Origin of the sequence: Microbacterium sp. TS-1 (assembly GCF_000509385.1) — a bacterium.
Taxonomy (GTDB): domain Bacteria; phylum Actinomycetota; class Actinomycetes; order Actinomycetales; family Microbacteriaceae; genus Microbacterium; species Microbacterium arborescens.
Genome location: NZ_BASQ01000001.1, coordinates 873,267 through 887,890, shown reverse-complemented (window position 1 = coordinate 887,890; position 14,624 = coordinate 873,267). Strand labels below are relative to the sequence as shown.

Here is a 14,624-nt window from a genome sequence, read left to right as displayed (position 1 = left end):
TCTGGCATCCGTGTCTGACACCGCCCTCCGCTTGCCGATAGTGTCGGGGCCGTGAGCGAGATCCCAGCCAGCGTCACCCCATCGTCTCCGGCGGCCGGCGCCGCCCCCGCCCTCGAACTGCTCGGCCTGGTCAAGAGGTTCGGTGAGAAGGTCGCCGTCGACGGCATCGACCTCGTCGTCCCGTCCGGCTCGTTCTACGGTCTCGTCGGGCCGAACGGCGCGGGCAAGACGACGAGCCTCTCCATGGCCACGGGACTGCTGCGCCCGGATGCCGGTACCGCGCGCGTCCACGGGATCGACGTGTGGCGCGACCCGGTGGCCGCCAAGCGTACGATCGGCAACCTCGCCGACGGCGTGCGGCTCTTCGACCGGCTGACGGGGGAGCAGCTCATCACCTATACCGCGATGATGTTCGGGCTGCCCCGGCCCGAGATCGCACCACGCGTGTCGGACCTGCTCGACCTCATGGACCTGCGCGGCGCAGCCGGGACGATCGTCGCGGACTACTCCGCGGGTATGACCAAGAAGGTCGCGCTCGCGTGCGCCCTCGTGCACGCCCCGCGCCTGCTCGTTCTCGATGAGCCCTTCGAGTCGGTCGACCCGGTGTCGGCCGCGAACATCGAGGACGTCCTGCGCAGCTACACCAGCTCGGGCGGCTCGGTGATCGTCTCGAGCCACTCGATGGATCTCGTCCAGCGCATGTGCGACCACGTCGCCGTCATCGCCGCAGGCCGGGTGCTCGCGGCCGGCACGATCGACGAGGTGCGCGCCGGCGAGAGCCTGCAGGACCGCTTCGTCTCGCTCGTCGGCGGACGCCACCAGTCGGAGGGACCGCAGTGGTTGCGACAGTCCTGAAGCTGCGTTACCGCGTTCTCGGCAACACGCTCGCCCGTCGACCCTGGCAGCTCGTCGGCTTCATCCTCGGATCGCTCTGGGGCCTCAGCATCCTCGGCGGGCTCGTCGCCGCGCTCATCGCGCTGTCGATCTTCGAGAATCTCGAGGTCGCGTCGGTCGTCGCCGTCCTCGGCGGCTCGGCGCTGATCCTCGGCTGGCTCATCGGCCCGATCCTCATCGCCGGGCTCGACAGCACCGTCGACGCCGTGCGTCTCGCACCGTTCCCGCTGACCCGTCGTCAGGTCATGCTCGCTCTCGCGGGCACCGGCCTCACCGGCATCCCGGGAATCGTCACCACCGTCGCCGCCCTCGCGACGCTCATCGTGTGGGTGCGCTGGCCGCTCGCGGCGGTCGTCGCCGTGCCGACGGTGCTGCTCGGCGTCCTGACCTGCGTGCTGGCGTCACGCCTCATGGGCGAGCTGTCCGGTGGCATGGGCGGTCGCCGTTCACGCGAGATCATCGGCACTGTCGTGCTCGTCGTGCTCATCCTCACCGGCCCCATCCTCACCGGCATCGTGGCTCTGCTCGACCAGGCGGGCGGCGACCTGTGGGCGCGGATCCAGCAGGCGGCGGGCATCCTCGCCTGGACACCGCTGGGTGCCGCCTGGTCGGTCGCGCCGAGCGTCGCGGCAGGCCAATGGCTTCCGGCGCTCGCCAGCACCGCGATCGCCCTCGTGACCCTCGTCGTGCTGTGGATCGTATGGGAGCGCGTCATCGAGACGGCCGTGTCGTCGCCGCGCCAGCGCGCGACCCGAGCCGTCGCCGCCGGCAAGCTCGGCCTGTTCGGCGTCATGCCGACCGGTGGCGTCGGCGCGACGTGGGCGCGATCCCTCTCGGGATGGCTGCGCGATCCCCGGTACCTGCGGCAGCTCATCGTCATCCCGCTGTTCCCGGTGCTGTTCGCCTTCACGGGCGGAACCGACGGCTTCATGTTCCTCATCTCGCCGGTGCTCGCCGCACTCGTCATGGCGGCGGTGGGCTACGCCGATGTGTCGTTCGACGGCACCGCTTTCGGGACCACCCTCGCCACGGGCATCTCCGGGCGCGCCGACCGGCTGGGCCGTCTGCTCGGTGCCGCCTGCGTCGGCATCCCGCTCATCGTGGTCATCGCGGTCGCGACCGCGCTCGTCTCCGGTGACGCGGCGCACCTTCCCGCCGTGCTCGGCGCGGCCCTCGGCGTGCTGCTCGCCGGGTACGGCGCCTGCGCTGTGTCGTCGGCGCTCATCGTGACCCCGGTGCCCGCGCCCGGTGACAGCCCGTTCAAGAGCACGCCGGGTCAGAACTCCATCGTGGGCCTGCTGGTCTTCGTCGTGTGGGCCGCGGTGATCGCGCTGTCGCTGCCGGCCATCGTGCCGGCGATCGTCAACGCGGTGACGGGAGATGCGATGTGGGGCTGGATCGCGCTGGCGGTCGGTGTCCTCTTCGGCGCCGTCGTCGCGGTCGTCGGGGTTCTGGTCGGCGGACGCACGCTCGAGCGGACCGGCCCCAACTTGCTCGTGCGCATCAAGTCGTTCCCCACCTGAGCGGCCCCGGGGCGGACGCGAGTCCCGGTCGGCTCAGCGGTAACGGCGGCCCTCGTCGCGTCGGTACAGCCACACGACGAGGGCTCCCAGCGCGACCGTCCACGCGATGATGCCGAGGATCGCCCAGAGCGGCACCTCGGTGCCCGTCGCGACCCCGACGACGATCTCGCGGGCCTGACGGATCGGCAGGACCGACGAGGCGGTGTCGAGCCAGGAGGGGAAGAGCTCCGGAGGCAGGAAGAGGCCGCCGCCGAAGGCGAGCAGGAACAGGGCGACCTGCGTGACGGCGATGGCTGCCTTCGGGCCCGTCGTGATCCCGATGATCGCGCCGATGAGCATCGGCGGCAGCGCCGTCGCGATGACGAGGACGATCGCCGCGAGCAGTCTCACCGGCTCGGGGCGCGCACTCGTGAAGACCGCGCCGACGATGAGCAGCGGCAGCATCGCCACGGTCGCGATCGCGAGGGTCGCGAGGATCAGGGCGCCGATGCGGGCCACCGGGCTGCCGGGGAGCGTGCGCAGGTAGGGGGTCCACGGCTTCGAGCGCTGCTCGGCGAGTTCGAGGCCCACGGAGAACAGCCCGGACGACATGAAGGCGAACACCACCATCGAGCAGACCGCGGCCGTCGCGACGGTGCTGTCGGCCACGATCGCGCGCTGCGGCAGCACGAAGAGGCAGAACGCGAGGGTGGGGAAGACGACGGACCCGATGACCGCGATCGGAACCCGTGCGGTCTCGATGAGGTTGTACTTGGTCGCGGTGAGGGTGAGCGAGAGCGAGGACATCAGGCGGCTTTCTCGGTGTGCGCGGACGTGGCGGTCAGGGTGAGGAACGCCTCTTCGAGGGTCGCTCCGCGCACCGCCAGATCTCGGAACGGCAGATCGGCGGCGACGAGCGAGCGGACGAGAGCGTCGGAGTCGCCGACGACGGCCGTCACGGCGTCGTCCGCGGTGGTGACGGATGCCTCGGGGTCGAGGCGCCGGATGTCGTCGGCCGAGACCCCGCGCAGGGTGACGCGGCGTCGCGAGACGTTCGACACGACGGCCGCGAGCGTGTCGTCGGTGCGGACGACGCCGTCATCGATGACGACGACGCGGTGTGCGAGCTGTTCGATCTCCTCGAGGTGGTGGCTCGTGACCACGACGGCGCACCCGGCGGCGTGCCGGGCGCGGACGGCATCCCACAGCGCTCGCCGGGCGTCGACGTCGAGACCCGTCGTGGGCTCGTCGAGCAGCACGAGGTCGGGGTCGCCGGCGAAGGCCAGCGCGACTGCGACCCGCCGCTGCTGGCCGCCTGACAGGCCGCCGCACTGCTGACGCAGCAGGGGGCCGAGGTCGAACTCGTCGACGAGGCGGGAGCGGGGCGCGGGATGCGGGAAGTGCGACGCGACGAAATCGAGGACCTCGCTCACCCGGAGCGCGTCCGGCAGCGCCGTCGCCTGCGGAGTCGAACCGAGCCGCACGCGCGACGACGCGTCGCGCGGGTCGCCGCCGAACAGGCGCACCTCGCCGCTGGTCGGGGTGCGCAGGCCCTCGACGAGCGACAGGAGCGTGGTCTTGCCCGCGCCGTTCGGGCCGAGGAGTCCGACGCATTCGCCGGCGTGGATGTCGAGCGTCACTCCGGCCAGCGCGGTGACGTCGCCGAACCGCTTCACGAGGTCGCGGGTGCTGATGAGGGCGGTCATGATCCTCCTCCGAGGAGATCGAGCAGATGGCTGCGATAGGTGCGGAACGCCGCGCGCCCGGCGGGAGTGAGGGCGACGTAGGTCACGGGCTTGCGTCCGGCGAACGCCTTCGCGGTCTCGACGTAGCCCGCCGCCTCGAGCTTTGCGAGGTGGGTGGTGAGGTTGCCGGCGGTCATCCCCAGCAGTTTCTGCAGCACGGGGAACGTCACCTCGTCGCCGTCGGCGAGGGCCTCGTTCAGCGCGGTGACGATGCGCAGGCGGGCCGGGGCGTGGATGACCGGGTCGAGCTCGGTCATCGGGTGCCTTCCGCCGGAATGACGCCGCGCAGCATCAGGGTCGCGACGACGAGCATCGCGAGCGGGCCGACGGTCGCGTACACGAGGTAGTTGGTCGGCGTGCCCGCGTACGAGGCGACGATCGCGGTGGCGATCATGACGATGCCGAGCGCGTACTGCACGGGGGAGCGCCACAGCGCCCCGCCCGCCAGGTAGAGCACACCGACGAGCAGGACGAAGATCGCGGGGGAGAGCACCGCCATCACGGTGGCATCCGCGCCGGTGCGCTGCACAGCGCCGATGAGGAGCCCGGCCCCGAACATCGACAGCGTCCACGCCCAGCCGTACATCGCGCCGGCCAGGCGTGAGGGCCCCCGCACGCCTGCACCGGAGCGGATGCCGGCGACGGCGGAGACCACGATGCCCGTGATGAGCACCACGCCGAAGACGATCCACGCGGGTGTGGTCGGAATGCGGAACCAGGGGTTCCCGCCGCCGACCGCCGCGCTCCAGATCGCTCCGAACCCGATGATCCACGCCGCCGCCCACGTGATGAGCATCACCGCGTAGTTGCGGTTGACCCAGTGCGCGGTGCGCCGACGCTGGTCCTGCATGAGAGCGAGCATCGCCGCCGGGTCGGCCTGCTGCTCGTCATCCATCGAATCGTGCTTCATGCAAACCACTTTGCACCGCAAACTGCATGGGGTCAACTCCACTCGGATACGGGGGATTTGGCGGATGCGGCGCGCGAGCGCTACTGTCGGCGCATGTCTTCGGCTTCGCAGCGCACCATCACGGTGCTTCGCGCGCGCCGACGTCTGGGCGACCGCCGACGCTAGGCGACCCTGCACGCTCCCGCATCCGCGGTCGAGCGCGTGGTGTCGCCGCCGCCGGTCCCCGTCGCCGCGAAGGCGACGTCATCCCAGACAATAAGGTGGAAGTCATGCCCCTCTCCGTCGCCGTCTCCGGCGCATCCGGATACGCGGGAGGCGAGATCCTGCGCCTGCTCGCCGCTCACCCCGAGGTCGAGATCCGCACCGTCACCGCGCACTCCAACGCCGGTCAGCCGCTCATCGATCACCAGCCGCACCTCCGCTCGCTGCGTCATCTCACGCTCCAGCCCTCGACGCCGGAGGTGCTGGCGGGGCACGACATCGTGTTCCTGGCCCTCCCGCACGGCCAGTCCGGCCAGTACACCGAGGCGCTCGCCGACACCGCCCTCGTGATCGACGCGGGCGCCGACCACCGGCTGACGTCGTCGGACGACTGGGATGCCTTCTACGGCGGCGACTTCCACGAGCCCTGGACCTACGGTGTGCCCGAGCTCCTCGTCGGAGGCGCGAGCGACACCGTCAAGCAGCGCGACAAGCTCGTCGGAGCCTCGCGCATCGCCGCTCCCGGGTGCAACGCCTCGACCGTGGCGCTGAGCCTCGCCCCGGGTGTCGCAGCCGGCGTCATCGACCCGGGTGACATCGTGAGCGTGCTGGCCGTCGGTCCGTCGGGCGCGGGCAAGAGCCTGAAGACGAACCTCCTCGCCGCCGAGATCCTCGGGTCGGCGAACCCCTACGCGATCGGCGGATCGCACCGCCACATCCCCGAGATCCGGCAGGCGCTGCGGGGAACGGGCGCGGCAGGCGACATCCGCATCTCGTTCACCCCCGTCCTGGTGCCGATGTCGCGCGGCATCCTGGCCACCTCGACCGCTCCGATCGCGGATGGTGTCTCGGACGCTCAGATCCGCGAGGCGTGGGAGAGCGCCTACGCCGACGAGCCCTTCGTGCAGCTGCTGCCCGAAGGCTCCTTCCCCCGGACAGCCGACGTCACCGGTGCGAACACCGCCCTCATGGGTCTCGCGATCGACCGGGCCGCGGGCCGCGTGGTCGTCGTGACCGCGGTCGACAACCTCGCCAAAGGCACCGCGGGTGCCGCCATCCAGTCGATGAACATCGCCCTCGGTCTCGCCGAGACCACGGGCCTGAGCGTGAACGGAGTCGCCCCGTGAGCGTCACCGCCCCCCAGGGATTCGAAGCCGCCGGTGTCGCCGCGGGCCTGAAGTCGACCGGAAAGCCCGACGTCGCCGTCGTCGTCAACCGTGGCCCCCTCAAGGTCGGTGCCGCGGTGTTCACCTCGAACCGCGCCAAGGCGAACCCGATCCTGTGGTCGCAGCAGGCGATCGCCGACGGTGTCGTCGAAGCCGTCGTCCTCAACTCCGGCGGAGCGAACTGCTTCACGGGCAGCTTCGGCTTCCAGACGACGCACCAGACCGCCGAGAAGGCGGGCGAGCTGCTGAATGTCGGCGCCGGCGACGTGCTCGTGTGCTCGACCGGTCTCATCGGAACGGGCGACGAGGTGTTCCGCGCCAAGGTGCTCGAGGGCACCACGGTGGCGATCGGCTCGCTCAGCCCCGAGGGCGGCGAGGACGCCTCGCTCGCGATCATGACCACCGACTCCCGGCCCAAGCGTGCCGTCGTCTCGCGCGGCGGCTGGACCATCGGGGCTATGGCGAAGGGCGCGGGGATGCTCGCGCCCGGCCTCGCGACGATGCTCGTCGTGATCACCACCGACGCCGTCCTCGACGCGGCGGAGGCGGATGCCGCGTTGCGCTCGGCCACCCGAACGAGTTTCGACCGGCTCGATTCCGACGGGTGCATGTCGACCAACGACCAGGTGACCCTCATGGTCAGCGGCGCGTCGGGCGTGACGCCGGATGCCGCCGACTTCGCCGCCGCGCTCGCCGAGGTCTGCCACGACCTCGCCGAGCAGCTGCAGGGCGACGCCGAGGGGGCGAGTCACGACATCACGATCGAGGTCGTCGGTGCCGCATCCGAAGAGGATGCTGTCGTCGTCGGACGCTCCGTCGCCCGCAACAACCTCTTCAAGGCCGCGATCTTCGGCAACGACCCGAACTGGGGCCGGGTCCTGGCCGCGATCGGCACGACGGATGCGGCCTTCGACCCCTACGACGTCGACGTCTCGTTCAACGGCGTGCGCGTGTGCACGGCCGGCGGCCCCGACCGCCCGCGTGAGGAGGTCGATCTGACGCCCCGCGCGACGCACATTCTCATCGACCTGAAGTCGGGCGACGCGACGGCGACGATCCTCACGAACGATCTCACGCACGACTACGTCCACGAGAACAGCGCTTACTCCTCATGAACGACATCGACCTCCAGTACACGACCCCCGAAGAGGCGGCGGCCAAAGCGGGCGTCCTCATCGAGTCGCTGCCGTGGCTGCAGCGCTTCCGCGATCAGATCATCGTCATCAAGTACGGCGGCAACGCGATGGTTTCCGAGGAGTTGCAGGAGTCGTTCGCGCAAGACATCGCCTACCTGCGCTTCGTCGGCGTGAAGCCCGTCGTCGTGCACGGCGGTGGCCCGCAGATCTCGAAGATGCTCAACCGGCTCTCGATCGAGAGCGAGTTCAAGGGCGGCTACCGGGTCACCAGCACCGAGGCGATCGACGTCGTCCGGATGGTGCTGACCGGGCAGATCAACCCGCAGCTCGTCGCCCGCATCAACGCGTACGGTCCGTTCGCCACGGGCCTGTCGGGCGAGGATGCCGGTCTGTTCGGCGGTCGCCGGCGCGGCGTCGTGATCGACGGCACCGAGCACGACCTCGGGCACGTCGGCGATGTCGTCGAGGTCGACCCGCAGCCGGTGCACGACCAGCTCGACGCCGGCCGCATCCCGGTCATCTCCTCGATCGCGCCCGACCTCGACAACCCCGGGCACTCGCTCAACGTCAACGCGGATGCCGCGGCCGCGGCGCTCGCGACGGCGCTCGGCGCGACGAAGCTCGTCGTCCTCACCGACGTGCCGGGCCTCTACGCCGACTGGCCCAACCGCGACTCGCTCGTCTCGCACCTGACGGCGACCGACCTGCGCGCGATGCTGCCGAAGCTCGAGTCGGGGATGATCCCGAAGATGCAGGCATGCCTCGACGCGGTCGACGGGGGAGTGGACACGGCGGCCATCATCGACGGACGCCAGCCCCACTCGGTGCTGGTCGAAGTCTTCACAGCACAGGGAATCGGTACGGAAGTGGTGGCGGGATGACGAACCCGACGATCCAGCAGACAACGCCCACATGGGCGGACGATGTCGATCGCGACCTCGTCCGCAGCGCCGGTGCGCGCCTCGCGCTGCTCGAGCGCGGCGAAGGAGCGTACGTGTGGGATGTCGACGGCAAGCGCTACCTCGACTTCCTCGCGGGCATCGCCGTCAACTCGCTCGGACACGCTCACCCGGTGTTCGTCGAGGCGGTCTCGCGGCAGGCGGCGACGCTCTCGCACGTCTCGAACTACTTCGCGACACCGCCGCAGCTCGCCCTCGCCGCGCAGCTGAAGCGTCTCGCGGGCACCGGCGACGCCGGACGCGTCTACTTCGGCAACTCCGGCGCCGAGGCGAACGAGGCGGCGTTCAAGCTCGCGCGACTGCACGGCGGCGCCGAGCGCCCCCGCATCCTCGCGCTGAAGGACGCGTTCCACGGCCGCACGATGGGCACCCTCGCCCTGACCGGCAAGCCGCAGATGCAGCAACCGTTCGAGCCGATGGTCCCCGGTGTCGAGAGCATCGACTCGACGGTCGAGGCCCTCGAAGCCGCGATGGACGATCGTGTCGCGGCGCTGTTCGTCGAGCCCATCAAGGGCGAGGCCGGGGTCATCCCGCTGCCCGAGGGCTACCTCGCGGCGGCGCGTGAGATCACGAAGCGTCACGGTGCGCTGCTGATCATCGACGAGATCCAGACCGGCGCCGGACGCACCGGCGCATGGTTCGCATTCCAGCACGCCGGCATCGAGCCCGACGCGATCACGGTCGCCAAGGGCATCGGCGGCGGGTTCCCGATCGGCGCTCTCATCACCTTCGCGAGTGCGAGCGACCTGTTCTACCCGGGCACGCACGGCTCGACCTTCGGTGGCAACCCGCTGGGCACCGCCGTCGCCTCGGCCGTCCTCGGCGAGATCGAGAACGGCGGGCTCGTCGACGCCGCAGCGACCCACGGCGCACGCCTGCGCCAGGTGCTCGAGACGATCGAATCGTCGCTCATCGAGGGCGTGCGCGGCCAGGGCCTGCTGCTGGGCGTCGGGCTGCGGCATCCGGTCGCCGGCGCCGTCGTCGCGGCGGCGCAGGAGCACGGCCTGATCGTCAATGCGGCGAACGACCGCACCGTGCGGATCGCTCCGCCGCTCACCATCGGCGACGTCGAGATCGACGAGTTCGCCGAGCTGTTCACCGCCGCGCTGCGCACCGTCGAGTCGGCCCTGCTTCTCGAGACCACGACCACGGAGGAATCCGCATGACCCGCCACCTGCTCCGCGACGACGACCTGAGCCCGGCCGAGCAGGCCGAGGTCCTCGACCTCGCGCTGTCGCTGAAGAAGGACCGCTGGAAGCTCAAGCCCCTCGAGGGCCCGCAGACCGTTGCGGTCATCTTCGACAAGTCGTCGACCCGCACGCGCGTCTCGTTCGCCGTCGGCATCGCCGACCTCGGTGGCTCGCCGCTGATCATCTCCACGGCCAACAGCCAGCTCGGCGGCAAGGAGACCCCCTCCGACACCGCACGCGTGCTCGAGCGGCAGGTCGCCGCGATCGTCTGGCGCACGTACGCGCAGTCGGGTCTCGAGGAGATGGCTCGCGGCACCCGCGTGCCGGTCGTCAACGCGCTGAGCGACGACTTCCACCCCTGCCAGCTGCTCGCCGACCTGCTGACCATCCGTGAGCACAAGGGCGACCTCGCCGGGCTCACCCTGTCGTTCTTCGGCGACGGGCAGTCGAACATGGGCCACTCGTACGTGCTCGCCGGCGTGACCGCGGGCATGCACGTCCGTGTCGCCTCGCCCGAGGGCTACGGTCCCCGTGAAGACGTCGTGGCCGACGCGCAGCGCATCGCGGCCCAGACGGGCGGATCGGTCACGATCCTCGTCGACCCGCTCGAAGCGGCATCCGGCGCCGACGTCATCGTGACCGACACCTGGGTGTCGATGGGCAAGGAAGAGGAGAAGATCGCACGCATCCGCGATCTGGGTGCGTACAAGGTGACGCAGCAGACGATGGATGCTGCCGCCGACGGCGCGATCTTCATGCATTGCCTGCCCGCCGACCGGGGCTACGAGGTCGACGCCGACGTCATCGACGGTTCGCACAGCGTCGTCTGGGACGAGGCCGAAAACCGCCTGCACGCGCAGAAGGCGCTGCTGGTCTGGCTGCTGCGTCAGCAGTGACCACGGCACGGTGAGGAGCGGCCGGTGCCGGGGATGAGCGAGATGCTGCGGCGCCGCTCGCTGTTCGCGCCCTCGCGCATCGACGGTATCGACCTCGCTCGCGGGCTCGCCGTGATCGGCATGCTCGCGGCGCACCTGCTCGCCATCCCCGACTTCGACTGGACGATCCCCTCCTCGTACGAGGGGATAGTCCACGGGCGGTCGTCCATCCTGTTCGCGACGCTCGCGGGTGTCTCGATCGGGCTCGTCAGTGGCGGCCCGGTTCCGCTGCGCGGCCCTCGACTCGAGACGACTCGTCTGCGCCTGCTCGTGCGCGCCGGGGCGATCTGGGTGATCGGCGTGCTGCTGCTGTTCCTCGCGGTGCCGGTGTACGTCATCCTTCCCGCCTACGCGCTGCTGTTCGTGATCGCCGCCGCCGTCCTGCCGCTGCGGGCGCGCACGTTGCTGATCGCCGCCGCGGTCGTCGGGCTCGTCGCGCCGTTCCCGCAAGCGGCGATCGACGGCCTGTCGTTCTGGTCGACACCCGAGGGCGTCGACGTCTCGAACGCCGTCGGGTGGCACTACCCGTTCCTGACCTGGATGGCGTTCGTCCTCGCGGGCATGGGGGCGGCGCGCCTCGACCTGCGCTCGCGCGCGACGCCGTGGCTCCTCGCGCTCGCCGGGCTCGCCCTGACGGCGGTCGGCGCCGCCCTCGACATCGTGTGGGGACGCTCCGAGGTCTTCGGTGAGACACCGTGGACCGGGGAAGCCCACTCATCCGGGCTGTTCGAGGTCATCGGATCCGGCGGCTTCGCCCTCCTCGTCATCGGTGTGTGCGTCCTCGTGTGCCGCACGCCTCTCACATGGATCGCGTTGCCACTGCGGGCGGTCGGCTCGATGCCGCTCACCGCCTACTCGGCGCAGATCGTCGTGTGGGCGCTCACCCGGCCTGCCGCCGAGCCCGGCGTGTTCGAACTCGATGCATACCGGGCCCTTGAGCCGTTCTGGCCGATGACCCTCGGCATCATCCTCGGGTGCACCGTCTGGGCGTTCCTCGTGGGACGCGGTCCGCTCGAGGCCGGGATCGACGCGCTCGCCCGGGTAACGGTCCGCGGTCGCGCGGACGCGCCGAGCGCGGCGATGCCGCCCCGATAGGCTGGAGCGATGAGCGCAGACACGTCAGGCGGCACGAACTCCGGGGCTCTCTGGGGAGCCCGCTTCGCCTCGGGCCCCGCGCCCGAGCTGGCCCGCCTGAGCCGATCGACGCATTTCGACTGGGCGCTCGCGGAGTACGACATCGCCGGATCGCACGCTCACGCGAAGGCGCTCGCCGCGGCCGGGTATCTCACGCCCGACGAGGAGAGCCGCATGCACGCGGGGCTCGACTCGGTGCTCGCCGCCGTGCGCGACGGCTCGCTGCAGCCTGCCCCCGGCGACGAAGACGTGCACGGCGCTCTCGAAGCCGCCCTCATCGCGACCGTCGGGCCGGAGCTGGGCGGCAAGCTGCGCGCCGGACGCAGCCGCAACGACCAGATCGCCACGCTCGTGCGCCTGTACCTGCTCGATCACGCCGAGGTCGTCGCCCGCGACATCCTGCGGGTGATCGACGCCATCGTCGGCCAGGCCGAGACCCACTCCCGCGCGATCATGCCCGGCCGCACCCACCTGCAGCACGCGCAGCCGGTGCTGCTCGCCCACCACCTGCAGGCCCACGCCTGGCCGCTGCTGCGCGACCTCGAGCGCCTGCGCGACTGGTCGGCGCGCGCCCGGGTCTCGCCCTACGGCGGGGGAGCGCTCGCCGGCGCGACCCTCGGGCTCGACCCGCAGCTCGTGGCCACGGAGCTCGGGCTCGACCGGCCAGCCGACAACTCGATCGACGGCACGTCATCGCGGGACGTCGTGGCCGAGTTCGCCTTCATCGCAGCCATGATCGGTGTCGATATCTCGCGGTTCGCCGAAGACATCATCATCTGGAACACCCGCGAGTTCGGCTTCGTCACGCTCGACGACGGCTACTCGACGGGGTCGAGCATCATGCCGCAGAAGAAGAACCCCGACATCGCCGAGCTCGCCCGGGGCAAGGCCGGCCGCGTGATCGGCAACCTCTCGGGTCTGCTCGCGACCCTCAAGGCGCTGCCGCTCGCGTACAACCGCGACCTGCAGGAGGACAAGGAGCCGGTCTTCGACTCGATCGAGACGCTCGAGGTCGTCCTGCCCGCATTCGCCGGCATGGTCGCGACGCTTCGCTTCGACGTCGACCGGATGGCCGAGCTCGCGCCGCAGGGGTTCTCGCTCGCGACCGATGTCGCCGAGTGGCTCGTCAAGCGCGGTGTGCCGTTCCGCGAGGCGCACGAGATCTCGGGCTCGCTCGTGCGGCTCTGCGAGGAGCGGGGCATCGAACTCCACGAGGCGACCGACGACGACCTCGCCTCGATGTCACAGCACCTGGCTCCGGAGGTTCGAGAGGTTCTCTCGCCCGAGGGATCTGTCGCGAGCCGTGACGGTATCGGCGGAACCGCTCCGGTGCGGGTCGACGAGCAGCGTGCTGCATTGATCGCTCGCGCTCAGCAGGCCGTGCGGGTGTGGCAGCTCTGATATCAGCCTCAGACTGATATCTCTCGAACATGAGCGAATGACTTATATCTCTGAAATATAAGTGATAACCTGATCGATATGTCGATCGCCGTGATCGCCGACATCGTCGGTTCCCGCCTGCTCGTGGATCGCAGCAGCACCCAGACGCGGATCGAAGCCGCGATGGCCGAGATCGATCGCGCGCTCCCCGTCGCCGCTTCGCCGATGCGTGCCACGTTCGCCGACGAGTTCCAGGCGGTCTTCGACGAGCTCGATGACGCGCTGGCCTGGCTTCTGCTTCTCCAGCTGGTCCTGCCCGATGAGGCGTCGCTGCGCTTCGGGCTGGGCATCGGCGACGTGGGGTCGGTCGCATCCGAGAGTGCGGACATCTCCGACGGGCCGGGCTGGTGGCGCGCGCGAGAGGCGATCGAACAGGTGCACGCGATGCAGGACCGCGCGGTTCCGCGCGCCCGCACCCGCATTGTCGGAGGGGAGGACGAGGATGTCGCCATGGCCGATCGCATCCGCTTCGCCAACGCCTACGCGCTCGCCCGCGACGAGATCGTCGGGGGCATGTCGGAGCGCGCCCGGCGCCTGACCTACGGCCGCTGCCTCGGACGCACCCAGGGCGCCCTCGCGAAGGAGGAGGGCATCACGCAGTCGGCGGTGTCGCAACTGCTCGCCTCGTCGGGAGCCCCCGCGGTCGTCGCCGGCTACGCGGCGCTGACGGAGCGCTCGTCGTGATCGGCGCGGGGCTCATCCTCCTCGGTGTCGGCGCGCTCGACCTCGCCCGCAAGCGGCTGTCGGGCGCGAAGCTCGGGATCGTGCTCGTGGTTCTCGGCGCCGCGCTGCTGCCCCTCGCCGCCTGGGCGGGCGCCGCGGCCTGGTGGTTCGCGGCCGTCGCGGTCGCAGCCGGATGGGCGGCGGTCACCTCGACGCGCGAGCCCACCCGGTGGGGACTGTGGCCCGCGGCGCTCCTGGCGGTCGTCGTGGCCGTGGCGGTCGCCCTCATCGGGGTGCGCGATGGCCAGGGGCCGCTCGAGAGGATCTGGCCGATCGACTCGCCGCTGGGCGTCGTGAGCCTCGACCTCGCCATCGCGCTGGCGGGCGCGTTGGTGTTCCTCGTCGAGTCGGGAAACGTCATAGTGCGGGCGTCGCTGCGGGGCGGTGTCGTGGCCGCCGAAGCGGCGAACGAGCTGAAGGGCGGGCGCATCATCGGCCCCCTCGAGCGCGTGCTCGTCTTCGCGCTCACCCTCACCGGGGCGTTCACGCTGCTGGCCGCCGTGCTCGCGGCGAAGGGCATCGTCCGCTTCCCCGAGATCTCGCGCGACCACGACGGGGGAGACCGCGCCGAGTACTTCCTCGTCGGAAGCCTCGTCAGCTGGGTCGTCGCCCTCGGCGCGGCCTTCCTCATCTGGTGGGGCACCGCCGCCTGAGCGCCGTCGAGGCGGGTCGCGCCGTGCGCCGCTGAT

15 protein-coding genes are annotated in these 14,624 nt (G+C 70.8%); 11 read left to right on the top strand and 4 right to left on the bottom strand.

The features are described 5' to 3' along the window. Nucleotides 1-51: 51 nt before the first annotated feature. Both MTS1_RS04205 and MTS1_RS04200 read left to right on the top strand, forming a co-directional pair. Nucleotides 52-855, top strand: coding sequence for an ABC transporter ATP-binding protein (locus tag MTS1_RS04205; RefSeq protein ID WP_023951719.1), 804 nt, complete (start codon nt 52-54; stop codon nt 853-855). After that, on the top strand, nt 837-2,417 hold the full coding sequence (locus MTS1_RS04200) for a hypothetical protein (protein ID WP_023951717.1): 1,581 nt from the start codon (nt 837-839) through the stop codon (nt 2,415-2,417). Before MTS1_RS04205 ends, MTS1_RS04200 begins: the two co-directional genes overlap by 19 nt. Before the next feature lie 33 nt (nt 2,418-2,450). On the opposite strand, the gene MTS1_RS04195 is transcribed toward MTS1_RS04200, so the two are convergent. From MTS1_RS04195 to MTS1_RS04180, 4 genes are read right to left on the bottom strand one after another with little or no spacing between them, the layout of a single operon-like run. Beyond that, a complete protein-coding gene (locus tag MTS1_RS04195; RefSeq protein ID WP_036304626.1) occupies nt 2,451-3,203 on the bottom strand; it encodes an ABC transporter permease in 753 nt (250 codons plus the stop codon). After that, complete coding sequence (locus tag MTS1_RS04190) at nt 3,203-4,102, bottom strand: ABC transporter ATP-binding protein (protein WP_023951715.1); 900 nt, start codon at nt 4,100-4,102, stop codon at nt 3,203-3,205. Before MTS1_RS04190 ends, MTS1_RS04195 begins: the two co-directional genes overlap by 1 nt. Further along, nucleotides 4,099-4,398: a transcriptional regulator gene (locus MTS1_RS04185; RefSeq protein ID WP_036304625.1), complete on the bottom strand. Its 300-nt coding sequence runs from the start codon at nt 4,396-4,398 to the stop codon at nt 4,099-4,101. The genes MTS1_RS04190 and MTS1_RS04185 overlap by 4 nt, the downstream gene beginning before the upstream one ends. After that, nucleotides 4,395-5,051, bottom strand: a complete 657-nt coding sequence (locus MTS1_RS04180; RefSeq protein WP_144083364.1) for a hypothetical protein — start codon at nt 5,049-5,051, stop codon at nt 4,395-4,397. Before MTS1_RS04180 ends, MTS1_RS04185 begins: the two co-directional genes overlap by 4 nt. Before the next feature lie 269 nt (nt 5,052-5,320). Here MTS1_RS04180 and argC point away from each other — a divergent pair, with 269 nt between their 5' ends. The 9 genes from argC (at nt 5,321) to MTS1_RS04135 (ending at nt 14,588) form a co-directional block, all read left to right on the top strand. After that, nucleotides 5,321-6,379, top strand: a complete 1,059-nt coding sequence (gene argC / locus MTS1_RS04175) for an N-acetyl-gamma-glutamyl-phosphate reductase (protein WP_023951713.1) — start codon at nt 5,321-5,323, stop codon at nt 6,377-6,379. After that, on the top strand, nt 6,376-7,533 hold the full coding sequence (gene argJ / locus MTS1_RS04170) for a bifunctional glutamate N-acetyltransferase/amino-acid acetyltransferase ArgJ (protein WP_023951711.1): 1,158 nt from the start codon (nt 6,376-6,378) through the stop codon (nt 7,531-7,533). The genes argC and argJ overlap by 4 nt, the downstream gene beginning before the upstream one ends. After that, nucleotides 7,530-8,435 carry an acetylglutamate kinase gene (gene argB / locus MTS1_RS04165; RefSeq protein ID WP_023951709.1) on the top strand — a complete coding sequence of 302 codons (906 nt, stop codon included), beginning with the start codon at nt 7,530-7,532 and terminating at the stop codon, nt 8,433-8,435. Before argJ ends, argB begins: the two co-directional genes overlap by 4 nt. Continuing rightward, nucleotides 8,432-9,679 (top strand): acetylornithine transaminase, encoded by a 1,248-nt coding sequence (locus MTS1_RS04160; RefSeq protein WP_052007578.1) that lies wholly within the window; start codon nt 8,432-8,434, stop codon nt 9,677-9,679. The genes argB and MTS1_RS04160 overlap by 4 nt, the downstream gene beginning before the upstream one ends. Next, nucleotides 9,676-10,599, top strand: a complete 924-nt coding sequence (gene argF, locus MTS1_RS04155; RefSeq protein ID WP_023951705.1) for an ornithine carbamoyltransferase — start codon at nt 9,676-9,678, stop codon at nt 10,597-10,599. Before MTS1_RS04160 ends, argF begins: the two co-directional genes overlap by 4 nt. Nucleotides 10,600-10,632: 33 nt before the next feature. Continuing rightward, nucleotides 10,633-11,733 carry a heparan-alpha-glucosaminide N-acetyltransferase domain-containing protein gene (locus MTS1_RS04150; RefSeq protein ID WP_052007577.1) on the top strand — a complete coding sequence of 367 codons (1,101 nt, stop codon included), beginning with the start codon at nt 10,633-10,635 and terminating at the stop codon, nt 11,731-11,733. Nucleotides 11,734-11,742: 9 nt separating this feature from the next. Further along, entirely contained in the window at nt 11,743-13,173 is a 1,431-nt protein-coding gene (argH, locus tag MTS1_RS04145) for an argininosuccinate lyase (protein ID WP_023951701.1), read from the top strand. Nucleotides 13,174-13,251: 78 nt separating this feature from the next. Further along, nucleotides 13,252-13,896: a SatD family protein gene (locus MTS1_RS04140; RefSeq protein WP_036304624.1), complete on the top strand. Its 645-nt coding sequence runs from the start codon at nt 13,252-13,254 to the stop codon at nt 13,894-13,896. Next, the gene (locus MTS1_RS04135) at nt 13,893-14,588 is read left to right on the top strand and encodes a hypothetical protein (protein WP_036304623.1); all 696 of its coding nucleotides are present in this window, start codon (nt 13,893-13,895) and stop codon (nt 14,586-14,588) included. The genes MTS1_RS04140 and MTS1_RS04135 overlap by 4 nt, the downstream gene beginning before the upstream one ends. Nucleotides 14,589-14,624 lie beyond the last annotated feature (36 nt).